We start from the raw sequence: 15,041 nt of genomic DNA on the forward strand, positions 1-15,041 counted from the left end.
CTATTCCGCTGACATTAGCAAAGAGAGCCCTTCGGACTCTAGGTCGCAAAGGGCTCCGGTAAACTAGTCGGTTATTCTACGGCTGGCTCGAAAGTTCGGACCACTTCATACATCCCGGGCTCAAACTTGGCGATCGTTAATGCTTCTTGCAGATAAGGAAGCGGCTTAGGATCACTTCGCATCGCATTATATTCCTCCTCGCTTCTCCACTGCGCGTACATCGTCACTTTAGTCCCATCCAAGCTGCGATGAAGACTCGAAGAGATAAACCCTTTCGCGTAGCGCACCGAGACATCCGTTGCGCTGGTAAGCAGCTCAACCAGACGATCCTGATTCGCGGGCTCCACCGTGAATACATTGATGAAAGTAAGAATCGGATTGTTCATTGTAATTTGAGTCATACTGCCGCCTCCTTGAATGTATCTTATTAGTCTCCAATTTCCTCGAACATGCGCGTTACTTCCCGGCTCAATTCCCTGGCTTCAAAGTCTGTCGAGCGGCTTAACTTCTCCCAGCGTTTGGTTTCGGCTAATTTCCCTTCATCTACCGCATTTGCGATCTCTACTGCATCGCTGCCTAGCAGCAAACGAAGCGGCGGATTCTCTTCATTGACGATTGAGATGATGGCTTGCGCAGCTTTATCCGGATCGCCATTCTCTTGCCCTGTTGTGTCGCGAAGGTGCTTGAGCAGGCCACCGACTGTATCCCTGTACTCAGCACGCGGTTCAATGTGCTGCATGGAAGAACCGGCCCAGTCGGTACGGAAACCGCCGGGTTCGATTAATGTGACCTTCAAGCCCAGCGATGCAGTTTCTTTGGAAAGGACTTCAGAGAAACCTTCCACTGCCCACTTGGCCAATTGGTACGGTGCGAGACCGGGTGCTGCTGTGCGACCGCCGATGGACGAGAACTGGACAATATGTCCGTGACCTTGTTCACGCAACAGAGGCAGTGAAGCTTTCGTTACATTAATTGTGCCCCAAAGGTTCGTTTCTACTTGAGCACGAAAGTCGTCCATCGGAGTTTCTTCAATGGAAGAAACATTCGCGTATCCGGCATTATTAACAAGGACGTCTAAACGTCCGAATGTTTCGAAGGCGGCTTTCACGGCTGCTTCAGCCTGCTCGAACCGAGTTACATCCAGTTGCACCGTGCGAACCTGACTGCCATAACGTTCAGCAAGATCAGCGAGCTGCTCTGGATTTCGAGCTGTTGCAACGAGTTGATCTCCTTTAGCCAGAACCGCTTCCGCGAGACTGCGGCCGAAACCTCTTGAGCTACCTGTAATAAGCCAAACTTTAGACATATGATTGTGCCTCCCTAATGATGTGAATGGTTTGGAATGTTCGTTCCAATGTGATTAGTATAGACCTCGATCTCATTTAAGTCAATGCATTTTGGAATGTATATTCCAACCAATATTTCTTGTTTTCTCGGAATGTTTATTCCATAAAGGCAAATAAAAAAGCCCTTTGAGACCTTAACGGCCCAAAAGACTTTTACACAAGGATGGCTTTCCATGACGCCTCGAGTATTTGCTGCACCTGACGTTCATCCAGCGGATATTTCTGTACATAGTACCCTTTCAGGATGGACGAAATGATCCCGTGGATGAGCTGATGGCACAGGTGCGAATCCATCTCTCTGATCATCCCCTGCTTCTGTCCCTCCACAATTAAAGATTGAACGACTTCACGGGAATGATGGGCATCGTCCATGTTACGCAGCTCCGGCGATATATACGGCGAGTAGGAGTAGCTGTCGATAAACATGAACGCCTTGGGGAAATCAACGCCGAATTGGAGCCGATTAAACTGAAGGCGTTTAAACCGCTCATAAAGACTCGCATCCGGATTATAGCCATGGAGCAAATATTCCCCCATATGCATGCGAGCTTCCTTATAAACGGCATTCACAAGCTCTTCTTTATTGGCAAAATAATTATAGATCGTACCTGAACCGACATTGGCACGCTTGAACAGTTTTGAGAAGGTAAACGATTGAAGCCCCTCTTCATCAATCAAGTCGAGCGTGGCGGCCATGATATCCTGTTTCTTACTCATATCATCCACCTCTTATTTAGTCACATTATTGCCTCTTCCAGTCCTAAAGTCAACAAACTTCGAGTAGAAAGGATGTTCTGGTCCGAATGGGCGAATGGTTGAATATGGTATAGGAATTCATCCAAGATGATTATCCCGATGAGTTCCTATCAGCCTTACCAAAGGAGAACATACAATGGCACAAGGACATGCAAATCAACAACAAGTGGCGCAAGCCATAGACAAGAAAGCCATCCGCGGGCCGTTTCAGATTCATTTTCCCGAAGCGGAGCTTACTGAGTTGCGCAACCGCATTATCGCGACAAGATGGCCGGAGAAGGAAACCGTTTCGAACCAATCGCAAGGCGTCCCGCTTGCAACCATGCAGAAGGTCGCGGAATATTGGGCTACCGAATATGATTGGCGCAAGTGCGAAGCTACGCTCAACAATATCCCGCAGTTCTTGACGGAGATCGACGGGCTGAACATCCATTTCATGCATATTCGATCCAAGCACGAAGATGCTTTACCTATGATTATCACGCATGGATGGTCGGGCTCCATCATCGAGTTGCTCAAAGTAATCGACCCTCTAACCAATCCTACCGCGTATGGCGCCAAAGCTTCGGATGCCTTCCATTTGGTCGTTCCATCATTGCCCGGCTATGGGTTCTCCGGTAAACCGACTACGACCGGTTGGGGTCCCGAACGCATTGCAAGTGCATGGATCGAACTCATGAATCGACTCGGATATTCGAAGTATGTTGCGCAAGGCGGCGATTGGGGAGCGATCATTACGGATTTCATGGCCGTTATGAAACCGCCGGGATTACTTGGTATTCACTCCAATATGCCAGGCGCCGTTCCACCTCACATTGATACCGCACTCATGAAAGGCAATCCGCTCCCCTCCAATCTGACGCCGGAAGAGATGCGGGCTTGCGAACAGTTGTCATTCGTATACAGGCATATCGCCTATGCCTCGATGATGGGAACACGTCCACAGACGCTGACAGGACTTGTGGATTCGCCGATAGGATTAGCCGCTTTCTTGATGGACCACGATGCTTGTAGTCTGGAACTGATGATTAAGGCATTCGATGGTCATCCGGAAGGTCTCACCAGAGATAATATTCTCGATAACGCTACGTTGTATTGGTTGACTAAGACAGCCATTTCGGCAGCTCGTCTATATTGGGAGAACACCTTCTCCTTCTTCGTCGTAAAAGGCGTCCAGATTCCGACTGCGATAACGGTCTTTCCGTATGAGCTGTATGAAGCTCCTTTAAGCTGGGCTAAACGGGCATACCCTAATCTTATCTACTTTAACAAAGTCGACAGAGGCGGACATTTCGCTGCTTGGGAAGTGCCGCTGCTGTTCTCCGAAGAGGTTCGCGCGGGGCTTAGGGCACTTCGTACATGATTTAACGTTAGATTCGAAACCTAATCCCACACAAAGAGGCCGCCTCAAAAGTCGTCTTGCACACTTTTGAGATCGGCCTCTACTTATTGCGACATCTTGTTAGCTCGAAGTTCCTGTAACCGGCTTGATATGGTGCTGCTCTCAGGAGCAATGGCTGTGCCGCAGGATAGGATACGAATCATCGCATCTTGTTCTTGATTATTCCGAGCTAACGCTTCGGTGATGCCCACGAACTCATAATCGGATAAATAGTAGCTTTCCGGTTCCTCACGCAGGATACGTTGATACTCTTCCATCGCTTGCTCCACACCATCAGATACAGCCAGAGAAGCAACTTGATGAGCAAGAGATCGCTTAATTTGGGACATGTCACTAAACCCCAACAATTGATCCAGTATGGAGAAGGACACGTTGTCCAGCCAGACATAATCGCTGTTAGCCATAACGGCTATACCGATTTGGTCATCCGGAAGAATGAACAAATGGGTTAGGAAGCCCGTATCCCAGCCGGCATGGGAGAGAATACGGGAGCCCTTGTAATCTCCCATAAACCAGCCCAGCCCGATATGCGATTTCTTAGGATCATAGCCTGTTTCAGCATGCGGCTTCCACATTGCAGCATGGCTGCCGGACTGCAGCGCGGAATATCCATTGCCTGCAATCCCTTGGTTTACATGCATCTGCAGATAGCGGCACATATCATCCGCGCTGGTATACAACGTGGAGCTTGGTGCATGTGCCCTGTTGTATGGAAACACATCGCTGACATAACCACCATAACCCGGGGAAGATCCGAGCACATGCGGCGCGGCCAGCCTCTCTTCTACTTCCTGCTTCAAAAAGGAACTGGAACGCATCCCGATCGGTTCCAGAATGGCTGACTTCATATAGTGCTCGAAGCTCAACCCGCTGACTTTTGCGATAAGATCGCCAAGTATCTCATAACCAATATTGCTGTAAGCAAACTTATCGCCTGGATCGCTTTGCAGCTTAAGATGACTACTACTTCTTACATATCTTTCTAAGCTTTGCTCATCGTATTCCGGCCGGTCCCAAGCGTAATCATTCTCATCCGGCATCCCTGAAGTATGGTTCAACAGCTGCCTGACCGTAATCGACCCATATCGCTCGTCATCCAGCTTAAAGTAGGATAGATACTTCATGATAGGCGCATCCAAATCTATTTTCCCTTGTTCAACAAGCTGCATGATGCCTGTAGCTACGAAGGTTTTGGATACGGAAGCTTGATGAAATAAGGTATCACGAAGCACGGGGGCTCCTGTCCCTTTATTGGCTGTACCATATTCGCCTGCAAAGCACTGATTACCGTTCCACACGATTCCTACCGATAGACCTGGAATCTGTTCATGTTCAACGTATTCGTTCAGCATAAGGTGCAGACGGTTTATTCGATTCAAATCCGTATTCATAGTTACCTCCCACATAGGCACATTTTTCTAATAGCTATTATGAATTATAGCGATCGGGAACGTTTGAACATAGATAAGAAACGAATAGAAACTATTCTTTACCGCTCGTCACGCTTGCTTTACCAGATTATCCGCCGTGCGGAAGGCAAGCGCAAGTATGGTCAGCACCGGATTGACGCCGCCATTAGTCACATGCACGGAACCGTCGCTCACCCACAGATTATCATAGCCATGTACTCTGCCCGTCGGATCGGTGACGGATGTCGCAGGGTCATTCCCCATACGCAACGTTCCGGACTGATGCTGTCCGCCGCTTAGCCCGTTTCCGGCACGTGTCCGCCACACTTGGCGCGCTCCCGCAGCCCAAAGCCACTTCTCTGCTTGCTCGGCCAGCTTGGCCGATGCGCGAAGAGACTCCGGATGAACACCTCCGGATAGCTGAACAACGGGAAGACCGAAGCGATCTTTCACCGTAGGCGATAAGCGAACTCTTGAATCAGCTGTCGGAATTTCTTGGATCGGTCCTTGAATTTGGCTGGTGCGCAGAAACGTCTCGCGCATCATTTCCTTGCCCGCACTCCCCCAACGCGCTGCATCCGGAGCAAGTGCTCGATTCCAGTGAATGAGGGGCAGACGTATGAACTCGTTGGCTAGCAGCCCTCCTCCGATTACACCTGCCTCATCGTTATGTTCGAATCGGAAGGTCGCGATGCTCACGCCCGGACCATTGCCGTCCTGAATTTGCTCGTCAAATATACCGTAAGCTCCGGCATAAACATGCCCCTGCAGATGTCTGCCCACTTGACCAAATCGATTGCCAATCCCGTTCGGTTCCGCCTCATTTGCGGATTGGAGCAGAAGTCTGGCGCTCTCGATTGCTCCGGCAGCGACGACTACATGCCCGGCGCGAATAGATCGGCGCTGCATCGAACCATCCGCACGCTCCTGGATGAGATGAACGCCAGTCGCACGTTTGCCGCCTTCCGTCTCAATACGCTCCACAATCGTATCGCAGATGAGATCGCACTTATTCCCTGGTGCGGTGGCTCTCACCATCATCGTATTATGTCCGCCGTTCTTGCTGTTCGTTGGACATGCGAAACCTACGCACTGACCACACTGCCCGCAAGCCGCCCGTCCATCGCGTTCAACCGAATTGATAAGCAGCGGCACAGCACCTGCATCCCATCCCAGCTTCACGGCCGCTTGGGCTAAACGGTCGCCTTCGATCGTTCTTGGCATGGCCGGCATCGGGTAGGAACGCTCTCGTTTCCCTCGGCCCGGAAAGGCAGTGCCATCACCGGAGACACCAACTTCCCATTCGGCGCGTTCATAATACGGTTCGAGGTCTTGATAAGTAATCGGCCAGTCGCTGAGCGAGCTTCCGTCCGGGATGCCATAACGTGTCGCCATGCGGAAGTCTTCCGGATGAAACCGCCACGCTTGTGCGCCATAGACCCTAGTTCCGCCGCCTACAGTCATCGCATTATTGTGGTATTCCCCTTCGTGGGGAACCGTAATTCGCTCCTGTCCATTAGGCAACAGAATCGTCCGCGGGTTGCCAACAAGCGCCGGACCGGTATTATGTCCGTATTTGCTCAACCGGTGATTGCGCAAGTGATCGCGCCCTACCTGATTATAACGCAGCCAGCTTCCTCGCTCGACGACGAGTACGTGAAGCCCGGATTCGGCCAGCACGCCAGCAGCTACGGATCCGCCGGCTCCGGCTCCTATCACGACGACATCATATTGATCTCGCAGCTCGTCAATAGATCGTTGTGGCAACTCCGTTTCCTCGGCAGGTACTGGATCGCCTGAGACAGGACCCGGACGAAATCCGATCATGTCCCATGACTTGCCGGCGCGATTGCCTCCTGCTTCGGGACTTCCATAATACCCCTCAATGACTAGCGTTAATAACGTATCGAAGAATCGCTTCGATGAAACCGGCCAATCCTGCACTTGTCCCAGCTGGACTGCCGTCAACAGAAGGTCGCTTTCGGCTGCCGACAGCTCAGTAAACGAACGGCTATAAAGGGATAATGCTTCTGCTTGCAAAGCCAGAAGGCCCGGCTCCACGAGGTTCAGCCAAGTATCAGGATCCTCGTCATAATGCCGCTCTAAGTATGTAAGAACACCTGCTTGGGTTGCTGATGGCCATGCATCTTCCGGAACCATACGGTCGGCAACCGCTTTCAACACTATTTCTAATTCCGTAGAAAGAGACTTCTGATCAACGGGATTCATATCTAATGCCACCTCATGCTCATCATTTAGTAGGTACCCCTCTATTTTCCACCTCTATTGTAACATCAATTAGCTGCCTATAAACCCACATAAGAAGACAAAAAAATCCGCTTTCGCGGATTCATCATTTCGATTTTCCTGAATTTACTAGTTCGACCTTTACTTTTACTTTAATCGTCATCTTGGAGTAAATCTCATACCAGTTCATCGCGTGCCATCTTTCATAGGATAAATGATTTCGTACGACTTTTCCTATTCCGATGGGATCTGATTGATATTGTTGCAACTTGGCGATCAACTTTTCCGAATTGGTTTCGATGTATTGTTCAATTCGTTTCTCCAATTGTTTGGCGTACTTTTCTTTGCTTATATCCATTGTACCTGTATATTCGAGGACGCTTCCTTTTACATCCAACTTGATTTCAGCCTGCATATTTCTTGTGTTTATTTTTTTGTCATTATTAGCATTAATGTTGCTTAACGCAAGCTGAACATTGTCTCCCGTCGAACCATCAGACAAATTGATCATCAATCTGCCGTTAGTGATGTCTCCGATTAAATAATTCAGCATTTGTGTTTCCGTTGAAGTAAGGAGTGCAACATATCGATCTTCTTTAAAAGCGGCTAATCCTTGTAATCCAATGGTCTTGCCTTCATAGGTAAACACGGGAAGCACCGGATCGATCCCATCGTCGTAATAATCCCTTAAGAAGCGATATTGATTCGTAACCAGCACCTTATCTTGTTTGCTCGCTCTCTCCAAGAACATATATATAAATTCTGCATTATCCTCGATGGACGGAAACTTCAATTCAAGAAGTTTTCCCGCTTGTCCCTCTACAAGGGCGAATTTAACGCGAGTTCCGATTTCCGGATCCCTCTTCAATGATTTGACGACATTGATTAGACCCTTTTTAGCTAGTTCCTCCCCAAATAGAATCGTCCCCTGACCGCCAACGATTTTGAGATTGGTTAGATTTTGAACTTTAACGAAGGTGTCATGAATGGATTTACCGTTTGCGGCAAGCGTCATGGTATCAAACTTTCCTTCTCTGGTAACGGTGGGGAAAAGAACGGTTGTCGCAATGGGGTTCTCCTTGCTTTCCGTCAAATCGTAAGCACCGGCTTCGAGCACTGCTAGCTTTTCAATGACATTACTCTCTTCGCAACCGGTTAAGAAACAACATATGACGAAGAATAAGATCCATTTAATTGGCATATTCGGTCTCTCTCTTCATCTGGTTTTTAAGCATTTGTATGACAAGGATGCCTAACACGAAGATAGGTATGACCCATGCAATAATAATGGCGCAATTGCTCAACCAATTTAACCACTTGTCTACATGGCCAATCGAATCCGGAATTAACGCGAGCACGAAGCCCGTTGTCAATATGCCGATTATCCACAAATTAGGTTTTACCTTCGCAGTGATATTTCTAAGGGTTTGCTGTGCTCCCCAGTAATAAATAACAGCTGTTGCCAATACCTTGAAAGCAAAAACGCAAAAGCACAGATTTTCGGCCCTCGAAAGGAAAGAAACTTCTGTATATTCAAACAAGGTCATTATGGGATAGAGATCATTTAGGATTTGATCGAAGCTAAAGAAGCCAAAGCTCATAAAGGTGACAAGCAAAGAAGCGAACATCGACAGGAAATTGCCAATAAACAGCGACTTCGTCCATTTTTTATCTACCATTGGGAAGAAGAGCATGGTAATTTCAACACCTAGATAAATGGAGTAAACATGAAGCGTCCCCTTGAAATAATCCGTTCCTCCTTTAAAGTAAAAAGGGGTAAAACGGGAAAATTCGAATTCCGGGATCAAGTAAAGCAGTAAAAAAATCATCGGAATGACGAAGCAAGTAAGAACGACTAATGCCTTCGTTATATGGTGAATGCCACCCGTGAGCAATTGAAAACTGAGCAGCGTAAAGAAAATGACGAAATAAACGGCAGGTAAGGCCGGATAGAAGAATATCTTGATAATGAAGATATATTCCCTCATAATCATGCTTGCCAATCCGACCCACACACAAATCATAAACATATAGAAGGGCATCATTACCCATTTGGGTACTGTCGCCTCAATGATTTGGAAAATGGATCGTCCTTTTCCCAGCTTATACATGATTGCAATCATGACAAGATTCACATTCACGAGAAAGAATACGAACAGGATACTTAACCATCCGTTCGTTCCAAAATAGCGGGCCGTAATTTGAGGCAGGGTATACAAGGCAAGTCCATTTTGTACCGTATAGATTAAGATAGACAGTTGAAATGGCTGCAGTCGTTGATTCATCGTAATCACCATTATTTCCTCGTATTTTCCCCTTCTTGCATCCCTCATTTGTGTTTATAAAAAGGCCTTATGATGACATCCTCCATCCATTTTTTGAAATAGGTTGGAGAAACCGCCTTAATATAAGGTGAGGAAAAGTTCGATAATCCAATCAAGTGGATCGTGATTATCCCTAACGCAAAGAAAATCCCGATATTACCAAGTAATCCTGCCATGATGATAAAGAGAAATCGAACGAGTCTAATGGAAGCACTCATCCCGTAACTTGGGACGATAAACGAAGCAATTGCCGATACGGCGACGACAATAATTAAGATATTGCTGGTAATTCCCGCTTCAACGGCTGCTTGGCCGATTACGATACCACCGACGATGCCAATGGTTTGGCCGATCTTTGTAGGCAGTCTCGCACCCGCCTCCCGCAGCAGTTCAATGACTACTTCTAAGAAGAGCGCTTCAATAAAAGGCGGAAAAGGCACCCTGCTTCTAGACTGCATCAGGCTTTGTAGGAGGGATTGAGGAATCATTTCGTAATGATACGTACATATGGAGACATAAAAAGCGGTAAGTACGATGGTAATAAATAAAGCTAAGTAGCGCAGAAACTTCACTGCTGTTCCTATCGTCCAATGCTGATAATTGTCATCCGGTGAATCAAAAAAATCAAAGAAACCGGAAGGCATACAAATAATATTGGGGCTGTCATCGACAAGTCCAATAATCTTACCGCTATATAGTTTGGTCACGGCTATATCGGGTCTCTCCGTCGTATAAAATTGAGGAAATGGCGAGTTTTGATGATGATCCAACTTTTGGATCAAACAGTTGGAATCCGTTATGGCATCCACCTTAATCGCTTGAATCCTTTCTTTCAGAAGATTCACCATGTCCAGTTTGGCAATACCCTCAAGATAAATGATAAGAACTTTCGTTTTTGAAATGTCCCCGACAGATAATGTAATCATTTTTAAACGAGGACTTCTGATTCTTCTTCTAATTAAGGATACATTCGTTTTTAATACCTCATTAAAAGAGTCATGCGGCCCATTGATTACGGCTTCTCGTTCAGATTGTGAAATAGCGCGCTCTTCGAATCCAGGCACATTGATTAAATAAGCATGGCCCTCGTCGAACAGTGCCACATTACCGTTTAATATGCCCTGTATGACTTCCTCCTGATCATCTACTCGTTGAAAGAGTGACTGTTGCGTGGACTGTTCAAAACTTTCGAACGGCATTTCTCTCAAGGGAGATAGGATTTCCCACTCTAATGACTGGGAATCAATTAAGGAATGCAAATAAATAATACGAATTCGATTCTGATGAAAAGAACGATGAACAAGGTCATAACTATCCCCGAATTCCGCAAGCGTCAGTTCATAATTAGCTTCTGTCATGGTCTTCTTCCTTTTGATAAAACGGATTTCTATCGTTCGAGAGCGCCTCATCATCTAGAACTTTCCGGTAGTATGAGCATCGTTCTTCCATTTTATGAACGATCATCAAAAAAACGCTGCCGAGTTGGCAGCGTCTTGATTGATCCATATTCATCTATTCATATACCTGCTGGCCGTAAAAAGCGAGTATCGGCATATACGTTCCGGAATCCAAAGGCAGGAAGCTGGACGGATTCATTTCATAAGCGGCATGCACGACGGTTTCGCCTTCGGCTACTCTGTCTAAATTCAGTGTAATCTCATTACGAGCGGTTATTTCCCAACTGCTTACATGAACCAGACCATTAACGTCTTCCACCGTGAAAACCTGTGAAACCGGTCCAATCGCAAGCAAGTAACCGACTACGCTCTCGAATTGCAAACGAATGCGAGGCTTGTCCTGCTTATCGATAAAGGTTGCAGAAGTAAGGCACGGTGCCGACGAGTTTAACGATGCACGCTCATACACATGAGTCAGAGCTTGCTTGCCCATTCGTTCTCCAATGATCATATTCCCCGCAGGACTGTTATGAATGCCGTCGGATAACGGGCAATCCAGCGCCGGAATGACATACACATGAGGAATATTCAGCGCAGCTTGACGCTGTGCTTCACGAACGCGCCCCCATGAACGATCGCCGTCTTCCGAAGAAGCATCCGTGCAACGATTAAGCTGAACCGTAAGAATCGGTAAGCTGGCATCATGTAATTCACGGCGCCACTGCTGAACGGTATGTTCAAACCGTTCCAGATAGGTAACCGAATCCGCAGGCGAGCAATCGGAACAACCTTGATACCACAGTATTCCGCGTACTTTCCCGCCGACGGATTGAATGATGTTCATCATATTGCGATGAAGAACACCATCCTCGTCCGGGTTCCACGCTTTGAGCGGAGAGCCGCCTAGAGCGGTTTGAACCAATCCGATCGGAATGCGCAGCTCCTTCTGAAGCAGCTTGCCAAATGCCAGAAACGGAGAATGACCGGGATTAGCCCCTTCTCGATTCTCCATATGTATCGATGCTGTCGATTCATTAAACGGATGCGAGGCCAAATCCCATTGTCCGTTATTGCGGAGCAAATGAATGCCAAGCTGCGGTGGATCCTGAAACGGCCCTTTCCCGTAACCTGCTGCGTTACTCTGCCCTGCTATAACCCAGAGATCGCCGACGCCGATATGATGGATCATATCGCCACGCGTTGCCCATTCTAGAGCCGGATTATCGTCAAGCTGCAAGCTGGTTTCGATACGATAAAGCCCTCCCTGAGCAATGGCGTGTAACGTAATTTCCCATCCTTGCTCGGCTAACATGACAGCCGGCTGCCATGCAACAACTTCTCTTGCATCCTCTTCGCTAACGACCCGAGCAAGCACTTGCGCAGTCTTGTAAGGCACACCTTCCGGAGCAACCCATACCCCGGTTAACGTAATACTGCCTACCCCATTCTCCTGTTGAATGATTGCCCAAGGCTGAGGACCTTGCTGAATGATCGTACCCACTTGATGCATGCGAATATCACAATCCTTTTCGTGAAAGTTGGAATGATTATCCGCTACTATTTCTCTATTATCCCGCCTACTCCTGCCGAGCGATGTTCGGAAATCGTAAAAAGCCGCATCAGAATAAGATCTGACACGGCTTGATTCATCCTATTGGACTTCGACTTAACGCAATGTTTTCAACGCGCCGCTCCAAGCGATAACTTGGTCAAGCATCGTGTTCACCGCAGGCTCTTGATGAGCACCTGGTTTGAATACACTGTAGTTCTCAAAATCAGTAATGAGGGAAAGTCCAACCTGAGCGCGTACATCAGCAATATGAAGCTCGCCAACGATCAAGCGCAGATTCTCGATTGCACGGGCGCCGCCGCTGCCGCCGTAACCTACGAAGCCTGCTGCCTTATCTTTCCACTCGTGGAACAGAAAATCAATGGCATTCTTGAGCGCGCCGGAAGTAGCATGGTTATACTCAGGTGTAACGAATACATAGCCGTCAAAGGAAGAAATTTTCTCAGACCAAGCGATTGTATGCGGTTTGCTGTACTGTCCCATGGACGCAGGAATCGGTTCATCCAATAGCGGCAAATTGAAATCCGCAAGATCGACAAGCTCGAATGATGCATCCGTGCGTTTGCTTGCGATGTCTGTTACCCAGCGTGCTACTGCTTCACCATTACGGCCGGGACGTGTGCTTCCAAGAATAATCGCGATTTTCAACATGATAAGTACCTCCGAGTTTTTATAATTTAGCGTTCGTTTCTTTGTCTTGACTATCTTTAATGCCAAAGCCGATTTTCTTAAACAGTTCGATCAGCTGCTGCTTCTCCTCATCCGTGACAAAGGACAGATTATCCGTAATCGTCTGCACATGCTTAGGGAAAATCGTATCGAAATAGCTGCGTCCTTCATTCGTCAACGCCGCATTCGTCTTGCGTCGATCGCCGGGAATCGGAAGCCGCTCCACATAACCCTTCTTCTCCAATTTATCAACCACATAAGTAATACTCCCGCTTGGAATGGAGAAGGTATCGCTTATTTTCTGAATCGGATGAGGACCCTTATTGTATAGAAACTCGAGAATTTGGAAGGTTTCTATATTGAGACCGTAACTGGTGATGTCGCGCTCTAAACTCCCAAACAGCGTGTTCACCATGTTTCTCATGACGCGTATCAGTCTTAAATCCAGAGTCGTTCCATCAGCATTAGGTTCAACCATTAAATAACCACCTTATCTTGCTTTCTTATACAAAGGATATTCGACTTCGGTTGGAACTTCAATGACAAATATGCGAAGTTTCTCTCCATCCGTGCGAATGCTGACTTCTCCCTCTTGTTCACTTTGGACAATAACAAAGTCTTTGTTCTCAAATGTCGCGGTATCTTGTCCAGCTGACACGATTGAACCGCCTGCACCTCGAATCGCCAAAGCCGCAAACGTCCGCTTCGGTACGATGGGATGAATATAGCTCGCTCCAGGCTCGATCTCAACGTCAAACATCCGCGCATCTGCCACCAACTGGTGGATCGGCGAACCATTTCCCAGTATCGTCTTTATATTCACGCCATCTTGATTCGACTGCGGAAACCGTTCATGTTTAAACAACTCGTACGTAGGCTTGCGTTTTACTGCATCATTCAGATAGGGCTCCAGCCAAATTTGAAAGCTCTCGAATCCGGCATCAACGCTTTCGGCATGCTGAAGACCTGAACCGGCTTGCATGAGCTGAATATCTCCGGCTTCCAAGTAGCTCTCAGTACCGAGTGTATCTCTGTGCAGACCTTTGCCTCGAATCCCATAAGAGAGAATCTCAAACCCTTGGTGAGGATGGAACCCGATGCCACCGGCTTTCCCCGCATGACCCCAAGCCCAGTAGAATAGAGGACCTAATCTGACGGTAACGGCACCTTGACCTGAGAAACCAAGCGGCTTCTGAGCATGAATGGCACCGCCGTCAAACTCCTCTTTCCCTTGAAGTGGAGGACCTAATACTTGGATGTTCACATGAATTGCTCCTTTCTTATCGTGTGTTCTTGCTCTACAACTTAAACAAGCTATCCTATAAATAATTATCCTAACACAATTTATTATAATATTAGGATATCTAACTGTCAACATGCCACTGACTGGATATTGCACGCAAATAACCTGCCGTCTGTAGTCGGGGCAGGTCTCTGATCCAAATAAGCATTGCCAATCTAGCATCCACAATTGCAGCGCGATTTCAATAGGAAGACATCCCTAATAAGGTCTCCAGTTAGGATCACAGACATCAGCTTGTGTGGGCTTCGTGACAAATTGTTTGTACCGTTCTTCACATGCGCCGAATGCCAAGTAGTTCTTCTGCCCCTGCTTTAAGGAAACCTCATTTGCCCCGCCTTCATAATCGGGATCATGAAATTGAATGCCGTCATCTTCCCAGAAACAAATGTGACAGATTTCATAAGTGCCTGTCGGTTGTTCGTCCAAGGTCTGATAGCCGCAGCAAGGACATGTATATTTTGGGGTCATTTGCATCGCTCCATCACACGTACTAGCAGCTTTAGTATTTCCTTTGATTCGAAAATAATAATCGAAAAAAGCCGTCCAAGATCACCTGCGGTGACCTCGAACGGCTCCTTCCAACTTATGGGCGAAACGACGCTGCAAGAACAGAGCGTC

Annotated in this window: 14 protein-coding genes; 1 reads left to right on the plus strand and 13 read right to left on the minus strand. The window is 47.4% G+C overall.

Annotated features, from left to right (window positions below; translation table 11 throughout):
• Positions 1 to 71: 71 nt before the first annotated feature.
• The 3 genes from BLW29_RS21960 to BLW29_RS21970 all read right to left on the minus strand — a co-directional run bounded on the left by BLW29_RS21960 (position 72) and on the right by BLW29_RS21970 (position 2,063).
• Positions 72 to 401, minus strand: coding sequence for an antibiotic biosynthesis monooxygenase family protein (locus tag BLW29_RS21960; RefSeq protein ID WP_218147127.1), 330 nt, complete (start codon positions 399 to 401; stop codon positions 72 to 74).
• A gap of 26 nt (positions 402 to 427) precedes the next feature.
• On the minus strand, positions 428 to 1,306 hold the full coding sequence (locus tag BLW29_RS21965) for an oxidoreductase (RefSeq protein WP_090983586.1): 879 nt from the start codon (positions 1,304 to 1,306) through the stop codon (positions 428 to 430).
• 193 nt (positions 1,307 to 1,499) lie between these two features.
• Complete coding sequence (locus tag BLW29_RS21970) at positions 1,500 to 2,063, minus strand: TetR/AcrR family transcriptional regulator (protein WP_090983588.1); 564 nt, start codon at positions 2,061 to 2,063, stop codon at positions 1,500 to 1,502.
• A gap of 175 nt (positions 2,064 to 2,238) precedes the next feature.
• Between BLW29_RS21970 and BLW29_RS21975 the strand changes: the two genes are divergently transcribed.
• The gene (locus BLW29_RS21975) at positions 2,239 to 3,465 is read left to right on the plus strand and encodes an epoxide hydrolase family protein (protein WP_090983589.1); all 1,227 of its coding nucleotides are present in this window, start codon (positions 2,239 to 2,241) and stop codon (positions 3,463 to 3,465) included.
• 83 nt (positions 3,466 to 3,548) lie between these two features.
• Here the strand turns inward: BLW29_RS21975 and BLW29_RS21980 are convergent, their stop codons facing one another.
• The 10 genes from BLW29_RS21980 to BLW29_RS22025 form a co-directional block, all read right to left on the minus strand.
• Positions 3,549 to 4,895: a serine hydrolase domain-containing protein gene (locus tag BLW29_RS21980; RefSeq protein WP_177186759.1), complete on the minus strand. Its 1,347-nt coding sequence runs from the start codon at positions 4,893 to 4,895 to the stop codon at positions 3,549 to 3,551.
• A gap of 108 nt (positions 4,896 to 5,003) precedes the next feature.
• The gene (locus BLW29_RS21985; protein ID WP_090983593.1) at positions 5,004 to 7,142 is read right to left on the minus strand and encodes a GMC family oxidoreductase; all 2,139 of its coding nucleotides are present in this window, start codon (positions 7,140 to 7,142) and stop codon (positions 5,004 to 5,006) included.
• Positions 7,143 to 7,266: 124 nt separating this feature from the next.
• Positions 7,267 to 8,361 carry a Ger(x)C family spore germination protein gene (locus tag BLW29_RS21990; RefSeq protein ID WP_090983595.1) on the minus strand — a complete coding sequence of 365 codons (1,095 nt, stop codon included), beginning with the start codon at positions 8,359 to 8,361 and terminating at the stop codon, positions 7,267 to 7,269.
• Complete coding sequence (locus tag BLW29_RS21995) at positions 8,351 to 9,457, minus strand: GerAB/ArcD/ProY family transporter (protein WP_177186760.1); 1,107 nt, start codon at positions 9,455 to 9,457, stop codon at positions 8,351 to 8,353. The genes BLW29_RS21990 and BLW29_RS21995 overlap by 11 nt, the downstream gene beginning before the upstream one ends.
• Positions 9,458 to 9,489: 32 nt before the next feature.
• Positions 9,490 to 10,842 (minus strand): spore germination protein, encoded by a 1,353-nt coding sequence (locus tag BLW29_RS22000; protein ID WP_177186761.1) that lies wholly within the window; start codon positions 10,840 to 10,842, stop codon positions 9,490 to 9,492.
• Positions 10,843 to 10,996: 154 nt separating this feature from the next.
• Complete coding sequence (locus tag BLW29_RS22005) at positions 10,997 to 12,391, minus strand: sialate O-acetylesterase (protein ID WP_090983602.1); 1,395 nt, start codon at positions 12,389 to 12,391, stop codon at positions 10,997 to 10,999.
• 156 nt (positions 12,392 to 12,547) lie between these two features.
• Positions 12,548 to 13,102, minus strand: coding sequence for an NADPH-dependent FMN reductase (locus BLW29_RS22010; RefSeq protein WP_090983604.1), 555 nt, complete (start codon positions 13,100 to 13,102; stop codon positions 12,548 to 12,550).
• Between the two features lie 19 nt (positions 13,103 to 13,121).
• Entirely contained in the window at positions 13,122 to 13,598 is a 477-nt protein-coding gene (locus BLW29_RS22015; protein WP_090983606.1) for a MarR family winged helix-turn-helix transcriptional regulator, read from the minus strand.
• 12 nt (positions 13,599 to 13,610) lie between these two features.
• Entirely contained in the window at positions 13,611 to 14,384 is a 774-nt protein-coding gene (locus tag BLW29_RS22020; RefSeq protein ID WP_256208788.1) for a pirin family protein, read from the minus strand.
• A gap of 237 nt (positions 14,385 to 14,621) precedes the next feature.
• A complete protein-coding gene (locus BLW29_RS22025; protein ID WP_090983607.1) occupies positions 14,622 to 14,891 on the minus strand; it encodes a CPCC family cysteine-rich protein in 270 nt (89 codons plus the stop codon).
• Positions 14,892 to 15,041 lie beyond the last annotated feature (150 nt).

This window comes from Paenibacillus sp. CF384, assembly GCF_900106745.1.
GTDB lineage: Bacteria > Bacillota > Bacilli > Paenibacillales > Paenibacillaceae > Paenibacillus_Z.